Below are 12,017 nucleotides of genomic sequence, written 5' to 3'. Positions count from 1 at the left end.
GTGCGAAGAAGACAACTACTTGGCCTTACCCTGGTTAGCCACGGCGGCTTGCGCGGCGGCGATGGCGTCGGCGTCACCCAGGTAGTAGTGACGGATCGGTTTCAGGTTCTCGTCCAGCTCGTAGACCAGCGGCGTGCCGTTAGGAATGTTGAGGCCGACGATATCGCTGTCGCTGATGCCGTCCAGCATCTTGATCAGCGCGCGCAGGCTGTTGCCGTGGGCCGAAATGATGATTTTCTTGCCAGCCTTGATGGCCGGGGCGATTTCCTCATCCCATACCGGCACCACGCGCGCCACGGTGTCTTTCAGGCACTCGGTCAGCGGAATCTGTTGTTTCGACAGGCCGGCGTAGCGCGGATCGTTGAACGAGGCGCGCTCGTCCGACGCTTCCAGCGCTGGCGGCGGGGTGTCGTAGCTGCGGCGCCAAACGAGCACTTGCTCGTCGCCGTACTTGGCGGCGGTTTCGCCCTTGTCCAGGCCTTGCAGCGCGCCGTAGTGGCGCTCGTTCAGGCGCCAGTCGTTCTTGATCGGCAAATACATCGCGTCCATCTCGTCCAGCGCCAGCCACAGCGTGCGCACCGCGCGCTTCAGCACCGAGGTGTAAGCCAGGTCGAAAGTGAAGCCGCCGTCCTTCAGCAGCTTGCCGGCCTGCTTGGCCTCATTGATGCCTTTTTCGGTCAGGTCAACATCGGTCCAGCCGGTGAAGCGGTTCGACAGGTTCCAGGTGGATTCGCCATGGCGCATGAAAACGATTTTGTACATAGAGGACTATCTTTTCAAGAAAAGGTGGAAAACCGGTAGTAAGAACTTCTAACAGCTTCTATTTTATAATGCGCAGATTAAGTTCAACCATTGGATTCCTGTGAAATTCTTCATTGACAATATTTTTTTGATCGCCATCGTACTGGTTTCCGCTGGCGCCCTGCTGTGGCCGGCCCTGACCGTGCGCGGCAAACGTGGCAGCCCGCAAGATATCACCATGTTGATAAATCGCGGTAAAGCCACCATCTTGGATGTACGCGATGCCAAGGATTATGCTGATGGCCACTTGCCTGAGGCCAAGAACATCCCGCTGGCCGACCTCGACAAGCGTATCGGCGAACTGGACAAGTTCAAAAACCGCAGCGTGATCGTCGTCGGCAAGAGCGATGCGCGCGCTTCGTCCGCTGCCGCCAAACTGGGCAAAGCGGGCTTTGCCGATGTGGTCAACCTGGAAGGCGGCATTGCTGCCTGGCAAAAAGCTGGCCTGCCAGTGGCTAAATAAGGAGCTCATCATGACTGCCGAAGTGATTATGTACACCACCGCCGTCTGCCCATACTGCACGCGCGCCGAGCGCCTGCTGGAATCCAAGGGTGTGACTGGCCTGAAAAAAATCCGCGTCGACCTGGACCCGGAACAACGCATGACGATGATGCAAAAGACTGGTCGCCGCACCGTGCCACAAATCTACATCGGCGACACCCACGTCGGCGGTTTCGATGACTTGTATGCGCTGGATCAAGCGGGCGGATTGTCCCCCTTGTTAAATGGCTAATGGACCTCATAATACAACGCAGGGCGGGAAATCCTTTGAAACCATAATGGTTTTGATACAATTGCCCTCGCGTTTGATTTGAGCTGTTTTCTAGCTATACCAAGCAAACATCATTGAAACTATAACGAAAGCGTTCCATGTCTGAAGAAAATCTGCAACCAGTATTCCAAATCCAACGCGTCTACCTGAAAGATCTGTCGCTGGAGCAACCTAATTCGCCGGCGATCTTCCTGGAACAGGAAGCCCCGACCATCGAAGTAGCGCTGGACGTTGGCGCCGAGCCACTGGCTGACGGCATCTTCGAATCGACCGTGACCATCACCGTGACCGCCAAAGTCAAAGACAAAGTGGCGTTCCTGGTAGAAGGCAAACAAGCCGGCATCTTCGAAGCCCGCAATATTCCGGAAGACCAGCTGGACCCACTGCTGGGCATCGGCTGCCCGAACATTGTTTACCCATACCTGCGTTCGAACATCGCTGACGTGATCACCCGTGCCGGTTTCCCACCAGTGCACCTGGCTGAGATCAACTTCGAAGTGTTCTACCAGCAGCGTCAGCAAGCGATCGCTGAAGCAGCCGCCGCTGCCCCAGCCGCTGACGCGACCCACTAAGCAATACCCAAGCAACAAGACGCTGCCGGACAAGTGTCCGGCGGCAGTTTCATCCTCTCAAGGTAAGCCATGACATTTCCCCGTTTGATCGCTGCTCTGACCATGATGCTGGCCGCTGCCGGCAGCCAGGCATACGACTTCAAATCGGTCGGCGCCGCGCCCGTGATCCTGTACGACGCGCCGTCCACCAAAGGGGGCAAGCTGTTCGTCGTACCGCGCGGCGCGCCACTGGAAGTGGTGCTGGCCTATGGCGAATGGCTCAAGGTGCGCGACATGAACGGCGAGCTGGCGTGGACCGAGGCCAAGGGCCTGAGCGCCAAGCGCAACGTCATCGTCAAGGCCGCCAATCTGAAAATCCGCGCCACGCCGGATGACGCCGCGACTGCGGTGTTCACCGCTGACAAGGGCGTGCTGCTGGAACTGAGCGAATCGGTGGCCGGCGGCTGGATCAAGGTGCGTCACCGCGACGGCCTGGTCGGTTTCGTCAAACAAACCGAGGTCTGGGGCATATAATTGCCGTAGCGGCGCCCTCCCTGCGCGCCGAATGAGATCCCATGCAAGAAAAAACTAGCAAACATGCGGGCGCCGCCCGCAAGGTGAGCGTGCTCGGCGCAGGCGCCTGGGGCACCGCCGTGGCCATGGCGCTGGCGCAGCGCCACGAGGTACTGCTGTGGGGCCGCAACAGCGCCGCGCTGGAAACCATGCGCACGGCCCGCGAAAGCAGCTACCTGCCCGGCTACACCTTCCCCGAGCGCCTGCAAGTGGCGGCCGATTTCGACGCCGCGCTGGCCCATGTGGCCGAGCCGGGCGGCCTGCTGATCGCAGCCTGCCCGGTGGCCGGCCTGCGTCCGCTGCTGGGCCAGTTGAAAGGCCGCCAGATTCCCAACATCGTCTGGCTGTGCAAGGGCTTCGAATACGACACCGGCCTGCTGCCGCATCAGATCGTGCGTGAAGTGCTGGGCGACGATGCGGTGGCCGGCGGCGCCTTGTCCGGTCCGTCGTTCGCGCAGGAAGTGGCCAAGGGGCTGCCTTGCGCACTGACCATCGCCTCCGATTCGGCCGAACTGCGCGCCTGCGTGGTGGAAACCGCGCACGGCGGCAATATGCGCGTGTATTCGAGCGAAGACCTGGTCGGGGTGGAAGTCGGTGGCGCGGTGAAAAACGTGCTGGCCATCGCCACCGGCGCCGCCGATGGGCTCGGCCTCGGCCTGAACGCGCGCGCCGCGCTGATCACCCGTGGCCTGGCCGAGATCACCCGCCTGGGCGTGGCCCTGGGCGGGAAAAATGAAACCTTCATGGGCCTGACCGGTATGGGCGACCTGATTCTGACCTGCACCGGCGACCTGTCGCGCAATCGCCGCGTGGGCCTCGGCCTGGCGCAAGGCAAGGCGCTGGACGTGATCGTACAGGAGCTGGGCCACGTGGCCGAAGGTGTGCCCTGCGCCAAGGCCGTGCGCGAGCTGGCCGGCAAGCTGGGTGTCGACATGCCGATCACCAACGCCGTGGCCGGCGTGCTATTCGACGGCGACCAGCCGCAAGCGATGGTGGCCCGCCTGCTCTCCCGCGACCCGCGCGGCGAATAAACTCCGGGGTTTATGCTTCGGGTTCTTCCGATTTGGCTTCGCGCATCCACTGCACCAGCGGGTAGGCGTCTTTCAGGCCGGCGGCCAGGATAGGCACCAGCTTTTCCGGCTGGTTCAGCGGCAGCGCAATCTCGGTCCAGATGAAGAAGCTCTTCAGCTTGATGTATTCGATGTGCTCGTGCTCCGGATCAAAGCCCTTGGGCGGACGCATCAGCTTGCCTTCGTTCTGGATGTCGCCGTAAGTGGCCACCAGTTTCTTGTTCTTCAGCACCTTGCTGAAGCCGGCCGCGTCGTCGACCATATGCTGGCGCAGCGCTTTCAGGCGGTGCGGCGGCGGCATGTATTCGCCGGCGCCAAACAGCATCTTGCCGGTGCCGTCGATCTGCATATAGTAGGTCGGGCCGCCAGCCTTGCTCGGGCGGCGCATATCGTTGGGCGCCACGGCGGCCGAGAAGCGCGTCTTGTACGGCCGCTTGTCATGCGCAAAGCGCACATCGCGGTTGATGCGGAACATGGCTTTCTTCGGATTGCTGAACTTGACCTGCGGGTCAAACTTGCCCAGCTCGGCAATCATCTGCGTCACCACTTGCAGGAATTCTTCGCGCAGGATGTCGTAGCGCGGCTTGTTCATGATGAACCATGGACGGTTATTGTTTTCCTCCAGCTCCCGCAGGTACTGGGTCAGGTCACGCAGATGCATGGGTTTCCTTATTTCTGATTGGCCGGCCGCTTGCCGACCGCGACGTCTAGCGTCATTTCCTTGTTTTTACGCAGCAGCGTCATTTTAGCTTTTTCGCCCGGCACCAGCTGGGCGATCAGGTTCAGCATGCTATTGGTGTCGGCCACCGGCTTGCCATCCACCGAGAGCAGGATATCGCCCGGCTTGATGCCGCCCTTGTCGGCCGGGCCATGTCGCACCACACCGGCAATGATGGCGCCGCTCTGGCGTTGCAGGCCGAAGCTGGCCGCCAGCTCAGGCGTGATTTCCTGGCTTTCCACGCCGATCCAGCCGCGCACCACATGGCCGGTCTTGATGATGGCTTCCATGACGTTTTTCGCGGTCGACACCGGAATCGCAAAGCCAATCCCTACCGAGCCGCCACTCTGCGAATAAATCGCCGAGTTGATGCCCAGCAGATTGCCGCTGGCGTCGACCAGCGCGCCACCCGAGTTGCCGAAGTTGATCGCCGCGTCGGTCTGAATGAAGTTCTCGAAATGGTTGATGTGCAGATTGTTGCGGCCCAGCGCGGAGATAATGCCCATGGTCACCGTCTGTCCGACGCCGAAGGGATTGCCGATGGCCAGCACCACATCCCCCACCTGCGCCTGCTCGGCCTGACCCAGCACGATCACCGGCAGCTTTTCCAGCGTGATCTTGATCACCGCAAGGTCGGTTTCCGGATCGGTGCCGACCAGCTTGGCGGCTGCCTTGCGGCCATCGGTCAGCACCACCTCGATTTCATCGGCCGCTTCCACCACGTGGTTGTTGGTCAGGATGTAGCCCTGGGCCGAGACGATCACGCCCGAGCCAAGGCTGGAATCCTCGTCGTCGCCATCTTCGCGCTCGCCGAAAAACTTCTTGAAAAAGGGATCGCGCAGCAGCGGATGCTTGCCGCGCTTGGGCTTCTTGCTGGTGATGATGTTGACCACCGCCGGCATGGCGCGCGCGGCCGCCGCACGGTACGAGCCGCCAGCCGAGGCCGGCGGCTTGGATGGCCCGGCCTCCAGCATCGCCGCCGGATGATCGGTGCTGCCCATTTGCTGCACCCGCACCGGCGCCGGGCGCTCACGGCCAACCGCCGTGTAAACGAAATACAGTGCCAATACGACGGTCACCGTTTGCGCAAACAATAACCAGAGTCGTCGCATCGCAGTCCAACCTGCCGCCCCGAAGGCGGCGGTCCTTTATTTTTTGAGAGAGTCGCGAATTTCGCGCAGCAGCACGATATCTTCTGGTGGTGGCGGTGGCGGCGCCGACGCGGCGGCAGCTTCTTCCTGCTTGTGGCCCAGCGTGCGCGCCTTGTTCATCAGCCGCACCATCTGGAAGATCACAAACGCCAGGATGATAAAGTTCAGCAGGATAGTAGCAAAATTCCCGTAAGCGAACACGGCGCCCAGTTTCTTCGCTTCCACCAGGCTCAGCTCGGCAGCCTGGCCATTCAGCGGAATGTAGTAGTTGGCGAAATCCAGGCCGCCAAACAGCTTGCCGATCGGCGGCATGATGATGTCAGCCACCAGCGAATCGACGATCTTGCCGAACGCGCCGCCGATGATCACGCCGACCGCCAGATCGACCACATTTCCCTTCATCGCGAATTCTTTAAATTCCTTCATCATTGCCATTTTTTTATCCTCGCTGTGTGGTCAATTGTGAACAAAACTGCGCTTGGATCATACTATTTTTTCAATTGGAATCCAAACACGCTTGCTGTTTACGCATTTGCAAGCCGAATTACGATATAAATTGACCTACATCAATTTCTGCTCATGGCCCCAGCCTCTATCATCGCACCGGGAACGGTGTAAACCTGGCCAAACTTGGGAAACGGGCAACGTTGGTGTAAAGAGTTGCATCGTGCATACCTTATAAGGTAAGGTGGCTCGATTTCGTGCTATATCCAAGTTTTCAGCATTCAGGTTGGTACACAGTTCGCAAGATTTTGTTCGCACTTTGACTGATTGGGGTTTGTATGAGTAACGAAAAGCAGGTCGATTCGGGCCGTCGCGGCATATTGGTCGCGACCGGCGCGGCGGGCGGCGTGGTAGGCTTGGCCACCGCCGGCGCATTGGTAAGTACCTTCCAGCCGTCGGAGCGCGCGAAAGCGGCCGGCGCACCGGTCGAAGTGGATATCTCCACGCTCAACGCCGGCGAAATGACCACCGTCGAGTGGCGCGGCAAACCCGTCTGGATCATCAAGCGCACGCCGGAAATGATTGCGTCGCTGAAGAAAACCGACGGCAAAGTAGCTGACGCCGAATCGAAACGCAATCCCGAAGAATTCACTCCCGAATACGCCCAAAACGAATGGCGCTCGCGCAAGCCGGAAATCCTGGTCGCGGTCGGCATCTGTACGCACCTGGGCTGCTCGCCCTCGTCCAAGTTCACCCCCGGTCCCCAGCCTTCGCTGCCGGACGACTGGGAAGGTGGCTTCCTCTGCCCTTGCCATGGCTCGACTTTCGACATGGCTGGCCGTGTATTTAAGAACAAACCGGCGCCGGACAATCTGCAAGTCCCGCGCTATATGTTTTTGAGCGACACCAAGCTGGTCATTGGTAAAGACGAGAAAGGCGAGGCGTAACATGGCGGCGTTTAAAGAAACCAAATTCCCGGACGACGCGCCGGCCGCACAAAAAGCACTGGGCTGGGTCGATGACCGTTTCCCGCTGACCAAGCTGTGGAACGACCAGTGGGGCAAGTACTACGCCCCGAAAAACTTCAACTTCTGGTACATCTTCGGCTCGCTGGCGATGCTGGTGCTGGTGCTGCAGATCGTCACCGGCATCTTCCTGACCATGCACTACAAGCCGGACGCCAACCTGGCGTTCGCCTCGGTCGAATACATCATGCGTGAAGTGCCGTGGGGCTGGCTGGTGCGCTATATGCACTCGACCGGCGCTTCGGCCTTCTTCATCATCGTCTACCTGCACATGACCCGCGGCCTGCTGTACGGCTCGTACCGCAAGCCGCGCGAGCTGATCTGGCTGTTCGGCTTCGCGATCTTCCTGTGCCTGATGGCCGAGGCCTTCTTCGGCTACCTGCTGCCTTGGGGCCAGATGTCGTACTGGGGCGCGCAGGTGATCGTCAACCTGTTCGGCGCGATTCCGCTGATCGGCCCTGACCTGTCGCTGTGGATACGCGGCGACTACGTGGTCTCGGATGCGACGCTGAACCGCTTCTTCGCCTTCCACGTGATTGCGATCCCGCTGGTGCTGCTGGGCCTGGTGGCTGCCCACCTGATCGCGCTGCACGAAGTCGGTTCGAGCAATCCGGACGGCATCGAAGTCAAGGAAAACCTGGGCCCGGACGGCCATCCGGTCGACTCGATTCCATCGCACCCTTACTACACGGTGCACGACCTGTTCGGCGTCTCGATCTTCCTGCTGATCTTCAGCACGGTGGTGTTCTTCGCGCCGGAAATGGGCGGCTACTTCCTGGAGTACAACAACTTCCTGCCAGGCGATTCGCTGAAGACCCCGCTGCACATCGCACCAACCTGGTACTTCACCGCGTTCTACTCGGTGCTGCGCGCCACCACCGCCGACTTCATGTGGGTGCTGATGTTCTTCGTCGCCGCCTACGTGGTGTTCGTCTGGCTGAAATCGCGGCTGGCGCGTACTACCAAGATCGCCATCGCGGTGATCGCGCTGGTGGCCATCATCGGCATGCTGCCGCAGATCCTCGACGCCAAGTTCTGGGGCGTGGTGTTCTTCGGCGGCTCGGTGGTGATCCTGGCCTTCCTGCCATGGCTGGACAAGTCGCCGGTCAAGTCGATCCGCTACCGCCCGACCTGGCACAAATATGTGTACGCCGTGTTCTTCCTGTCGTTCCTGACGCTGGGCTACCTCGGCACGCTGGCGCCGACTGACGGCCGCACCATCGTTTCGCAAGTGTGCACCCTGCTGTACTTTAGTTTCTTCCTGTTCATGCCTTGGTGGAGCGCCGCCGGCACGTTCAAGAAGGTTCCGGACCGCGTGGTCTACAAAGGTCACTGATCGCTAAAGTATATAAAAGGACAACACATGAAATTCCCGAAACGACTGCTTGCCATTCTGGCACTGTTGCCCGGTCTGGCCCTCGCCAACGAGGGCGGCATCGCCCTGGACAAGGCCCCGGACCGCTCAAATAACATGGCCGCGCTGCAGCACGGCGCCAAACTGTTCGTCAATTACTGCCTAAACTGTCATAATGCGTCCTCCATGCGCTACAACCGCCTGAAAGACCTGGGTTTGAGCGAGGAGCAGATCAAAGCCAATCTGCTGTTTACCGGTGAGAAGGTCGGCGAAATGATGACCACCACCATGAAGCCGCAAGATGCGAAAGCGTGGTTTGGCGTGGTGCCGCCGGATTTATCGGTGATCCAGCGCGCCAAAGCCTCCGGCGCGGGCAGCGGTAGCGACTACCTGTATACTTATCTGCGTACTTTCTACAAGGACGACGCCCGGCCTACCGGCTGGAATAATCTGGTCGTGAATAATGTGGCAATGCCGCATGTCTTGTGGGAATTGCAAGGCGTACAGAAGGTTGTGATGAAAGAAGTGCCCGATCCGCACGAACACGGCAAAATGACCCATCAGTTTGCTGGATTTGAGCAGGTCACTCCGGGTAAACTAAGCAAGCTTGAGTTTGACACCGCCGTGGCCGACCTGGTCGGCTACATGGAGTGGATGGCGGAGCCTGCTGCGCAGACCCGCAAAAAACTGGGCGCCATAGTCGTGTTGTTTATGGCTGTGTTCGCCTTCCTGGCATGGCGCTTGAATGCGTCGTTCTGGAAAGAAGTGAAATAGACGAGAGCGCCGGCTGGTACGGCGCTTGTTTTGCGAAGCCCGCATTTGACGGGCCGATATGGGGTGATCCGTTCGCGGCCCACCCCCTTTTGTTCTTCTAAGGAACGATAAACATGATGGTTCTCTACTCGGGCACGACCTGCCCATTTTCGCAACGCTGCCGCCTGGTCCTGTTTGAAAAAGGCATGGACTTCGAAGTGCGCGATGTCGACCTGTTCAACAAACCAGAAGATATCTCGACCATGAATCCTTATGGTCAGGTGCCGATTCTGGTCGAGCGCGAGCTGATCCTGTACGAATCGAACATCATCAACGAGTACATCGACGAACGCTTCCCGCACCCGCAACTGATGCCGGCCGACCCGCTGATGCGCGCGCGTGCCCGCCTGATGCTGTTCAACTTCGAAAAAGAACTGTTCGTCCACGTGCACACGCTGGAAAGCGAACGCGCCAAGGGCAACGACAAGAGCCACGACAAGGCCCGCGCAGAAATCCGCGACCGCCTGACCACGCTGGCGCCGCTGTTCCTGAAAAACAAATACATGCTGGGCGACGAGTTCTCGATGCTGGACGTGGCGGTGGCACCGCTGCTGTGGCGTCTGGACCACTACGGCATCGAACTGTCGAAGACCGCCGCGCCGCTGATGAAGTACGCCGAGCGCATCTTCTCGCGTCCTGCCTACATTGAAGCGCTGACGCCGTCGGAAAAGGTCATGCGCCGTTAATCGGACGCTGGCTGTTTAGTCGAAGTACTGCGGCGCGTTTGCCGGCCTTTGTCGGCGGCGCGCCGTGTATCACCGCAGTCTGGAATCTCATGCCTGAAATCTCAACCAAACCCTACCTGCTGCGCGCCATCTACGAATGGTGCACGGACAGCGGCTACACCCCTTATCTCGCCGTCAAAGTCGACGCCGGCACTACCGTGCCGATGGAATTCGTGAAAAAAGGCGAAATCGTGCTCAACATCAGCTTCGGCGCCACCTCCGGCCTGAAGATGGACAACGACAGCATCCGCTTCCACGCCCGCTTCGGCGGCGTCTCGCGCGAAATCTTCATCCCGGTCAACAACGTGATGGCGATCTACGCCAACGAAAATGGCCAGGGCATGGCGTTTGAACCGCAGGTAGGCCAGGCCAGCACGCCAGCGCCGGAAGCGGTCGAGGAAGCGCCCGTGGCACCGGTGTTGTCTTCCGTCCCAGTCGCCCCGGCCGAAGCTAAAACCGAGGTGGCAGACGCTCCGGACGACAACAACGAGCCCCCCAAAAAGGGCGGACGCCCCACCCTTACGCGTATTAAATAGCGTATAATTCGCACCGTAAAAGTTACGCCGACTTAGCTCATTTGGTAGAGCAGTTGATTTGTAATCATCAGGTGGCCAGTTCGAAACCGGCAGTCGGCACCACGAATTAGCATCGGAAAAAGGGTTGCAAGCTCACGCTTGCAACCCTTTTTTTCGTCCGCACGATTGCAAAGATTTTTTTCGATAATTATTAAATATAGATCTATTATTGAAATTGATTTATATGCAACCGTGGAGCAGGATTGGTGCTGTGCGGCATAGCGGCCCTGCGCCGGCGTCAAACAAGCTGAGCAGTCTGCGCAACGCCTAGGCTTTTGCTATCCAGATCATTTTTGTGATTGAAACGATAAATTATGCTCGCCTGAAAAGTTGTTATAGTGACTTTCCCCGAAGTAGCTACTGGCGCCCAGACATCGCGCGCTGATTGCGGCTACAGATTCTCACCCAAGCCCGTGAGCATTTTGATACGAGGTGAGAATCATGCAACCAAGACTGAACCGTCAATTTGCCCAAGTGGTAGAACAAGCCGTCGTGATCGAGGCGCTGAGCGGCGCCGCGACAGCCTGGGCATTCCTGGCCGCCTACGAGGTGCCGCGAGAAACCATTTTGCGCGTGCTATCCACTGCATCCGTACGCCGCAAGACGGATAATCCTTCGTCCCGTGCGATTGAAAAGTGCCGCTAGCCGCGTCAGGGAGACAGCGCGTATGTCTTCGACAACGCTTCCACCTGCTGCGCGCCATGGGCGCCGATCCAGTTCCAGACGGCTTCGACCTGCTCGCGGTTGCGCTGGTAGTAGCTGCGGTTGGCGCCCAGCCACATCGATGAGACGCGCGCCGGCTTGTCCAGACGTGTGAACTGCTTGCCGTAGCGCGTGACGAGATAGGGATCGAGCGCACCCGGCGTGATCAGCGCCAAGGTGAAGCCATCCACCCGCTTCAGGCGCAATTTATCCAGGTTGTTCCAGGAGCTGAAGCTGCCGTCGTCGATGCGCAGACCCGCGCCCTTCAGATGTTCCGCCAAGATCGTGCCCTGGTTCACCGCCAGCGTATGCGTTTTGAAATAGCTCAGCGGATCGGTATCCGCGGGTAGATGGTCTTCGGTCCGCACGAACACATAGGCCAGCGTGCGCAAGGCGCGGCGATGATCGGCCCCGCCGCTGGCAGTGGTGGCGATCATATAGCCAGCCGTGCCGCCCGACGGCGTATCGGACGGGGCGATATCCACCGCGCCGCTGATCAGCGCCAGGCGCACCCGCGCCAGCGGCAATCGCACCAGCTCAACCGGGCAGCCGACACTGCGGAAAGCATCGCGGAATAACTCCACCAGCACGCCTGGCTGGTCCGGCACCTCGCCGCCATTGCCCATGTAGTACGGCGCCCGCTCGCGGTCAGAATAGCCGATGCGCACCGGTGCGCAGGGAGCGGCAGCCTGCGCGCCGGCGCAAGCAAGTAACAATAAGACGATCCAATACCTCATAGCAC

16 protein-coding genes and 1 tRNA gene are annotated in these 12,017 nt (G+C 59.6%); 12 read left to right on the top strand and 5 right to left on the bottom strand.

Going from position 1 to position 12,017, the window contains the following annotated elements; all coding sequences use genetic code 11:
- Window positions 1-15 precede the first annotated feature (15 nt).
- On the bottom strand, window positions 16-762 hold the full coding sequence (gene gpmA, locus KW842_RS22660; protein WP_218306388.1) for a 2,3-diphosphoglycerate-dependent phosphoglycerate mutase: 747 nt from the start codon (window positions 760-762) through the stop codon (window positions 16-18).
- Between the two features lie 100 nt (window positions 763-862).
- Here gpmA and KW842_RS22655 point away from each other — a divergent pair, with 100 nt between their 5' ends.
- From KW842_RS22655 to KW842_RS22635, 5 genes are all read left to right on the top strand, one after another.
- Complete coding sequence (locus tag KW842_RS22655) at window positions 863-1,264, top strand: rhodanese-like domain-containing protein (protein ID WP_218306387.1); 402 nt, start codon at window positions 863-865, stop codon at window positions 1,262-1,264.
- A 10-nt stretch (window positions 1,265-1,274) separates the two neighbouring features.
- Window positions 1,275-1,535: a glutaredoxin 3 gene (gene grxC / locus KW842_RS22650; protein WP_161047569.1), complete on the top strand. Its 261-nt coding sequence runs from the start codon at window positions 1,275-1,277 to the stop codon at window positions 1,533-1,535.
- 137 nt (window positions 1,536-1,672) lie between these two features.
- Window positions 1,673-2,146, top strand: coding sequence for a protein-export chaperone SecB (gene secB / locus KW842_RS22645; RefSeq protein WP_090189134.1), 474 nt, complete (start codon window positions 1,673-1,675; stop codon window positions 2,144-2,146).
- A gap of 69 nt (window positions 2,147-2,215) precedes the next feature.
- Window positions 2,216-2,659 carry an SH3 domain-containing protein gene (locus KW842_RS22640; RefSeq protein ID WP_218306386.1) on the top strand — a complete coding sequence of 148 codons (444 nt, stop codon included), beginning with the start codon at window positions 2,216-2,218 and terminating at the stop codon, window positions 2,657-2,659.
- A gap of 41 nt (window positions 2,660-2,700) precedes the next feature.
- Entirely contained in the window at window positions 2,701-3,729 is a 1,029-nt protein-coding gene (locus KW842_RS22635) for an NAD(P)H-dependent glycerol-3-phosphate dehydrogenase (RefSeq protein WP_218306385.1), read from the top strand.
- A 10-nt stretch (window positions 3,730-3,739) separates the two neighbouring features.
- Here KW842_RS22635 and KW842_RS22630 read toward each other — a convergent pair whose 3' ends face one another.
- The 3 genes from KW842_RS22630 to mscL are packed head-to-tail and all read right to left on the bottom strand — an operon-like array spanning window position 3,740 to window position 6,072.
- Window positions 3,740-4,429: a DUF2461 domain-containing protein gene (locus tag KW842_RS22630; RefSeq protein WP_218306384.1), complete on the bottom strand. Its 690-nt coding sequence runs from the start codon at window positions 4,427-4,429 to the stop codon at window positions 3,740-3,742.
- An 8-nt stretch (window positions 4,430-4,437) separates the two neighbouring features.
- Window positions 4,438-5,598, bottom strand: a complete 1,161-nt coding sequence (locus tag KW842_RS22625; RefSeq protein WP_218306383.1) for a Do family serine endopeptidase — start codon at window positions 5,596-5,598, stop codon at window positions 4,438-4,440.
- Window positions 5,599-5,634: 36 nt separating this feature from the next.
- On the bottom strand, window positions 5,635-6,072 hold the full coding sequence (mscL, locus tag KW842_RS22620) for a large conductance mechanosensitive channel protein MscL (protein WP_218306382.1): 438 nt from the start codon (window positions 6,070-6,072) through the stop codon (window positions 5,635-5,637).
- Between the two features lie 347 nt (window positions 6,073-6,419).
- On the opposite strand from mscL, the gene petA reads away from it, so the two are divergent.
- The 7 genes from petA to KW842_RS22585 all read left to right on the top strand — a co-directional run bounded on the left by petA (window position 6,420) and on the right by KW842_RS22585 (window position 11,218).
- Window positions 6,420-7,028: a ubiquinol-cytochrome c reductase iron-sulfur subunit gene (gene petA, locus KW842_RS22615; protein ID WP_090189124.1), complete on the top strand. Its 609-nt coding sequence runs from the start codon at window positions 6,420-6,422 to the stop codon at window positions 7,026-7,028.
- 1 nt (window position 7,029) lies between these two features.
- Window positions 7,030-8,442: a cytochrome bc complex cytochrome b subunit gene (locus KW842_RS22610; RefSeq protein WP_218306381.1), complete on the top strand. Its 1,413-nt coding sequence runs from the start codon at window positions 7,030-7,032 to the stop codon at window positions 8,440-8,442.
- Window positions 8,443-8,469: 27 nt separating this feature from the next.
- Window positions 8,470-9,234, top strand: a complete 765-nt coding sequence (locus KW842_RS22605; RefSeq protein WP_218306380.1) for a cytochrome c1 — start codon at window positions 8,470-8,472, stop codon at window positions 9,232-9,234.
- 113 nt (window positions 9,235-9,347) lie between these two features.
- The gene (locus KW842_RS22600; RefSeq protein WP_072788101.1) at window positions 9,348-9,959 is read left to right on the top strand and encodes a glutathione S-transferase N-terminal domain-containing protein; all 612 of its coding nucleotides are present in this window, start codon (window positions 9,348-9,350) and stop codon (window positions 9,957-9,959) included.
- Between the two features lie 89 nt (window positions 9,960-10,048).
- Window positions 10,049-10,534, top strand: coding sequence for a ClpXP protease specificity-enhancing factor (locus KW842_RS22595; protein WP_218306379.1), 486 nt, complete (start codon window positions 10,049-10,051; stop codon window positions 10,532-10,534).
- A gap of 26 nt (window positions 10,535-10,560) precedes the next feature.
- Window positions 10,561-10,636: transfer RNA gene (locus KW842_RS22590), tRNA-Thr, on the top strand.
- A 378-nt stretch (window positions 10,637-11,014) separates the two neighbouring features.
- A complete protein-coding gene (locus tag KW842_RS22585; protein ID WP_218306378.1) occupies window positions 11,015-11,218 on the top strand; it encodes a hypothetical protein in 204 nt (67 codons plus the stop codon).
- 5 nt (window positions 11,219-11,223) lie between these two features.
- Here the strand turns inward: KW842_RS22585 and KW842_RS22580 are convergent, their stop codons facing one another.
- Window positions 11,224-11,991 carry a hypothetical protein gene (locus tag KW842_RS22580; RefSeq protein ID WP_218306377.1) on the bottom strand — a complete coding sequence of 256 codons (768 nt, stop codon included), beginning with the start codon at window positions 11,989-11,991 and terminating at the stop codon, window positions 11,224-11,226.
- Between the last annotated feature and the right edge of the window lie 26 nt (window positions 11,992-12,017).

Origin of the sequence: Duganella sp. sic0402 (assembly GCF_019219065.1) — a bacterium.
In the GTDB taxonomy this organism is placed as follows: Bacteria; Pseudomonadota; Gammaproteobacteria; order Burkholderiales; family Burkholderiaceae_D; genus Rugamonas.
This window is presented reverse-complemented; position numbering and strand designations above follow the sequence as displayed.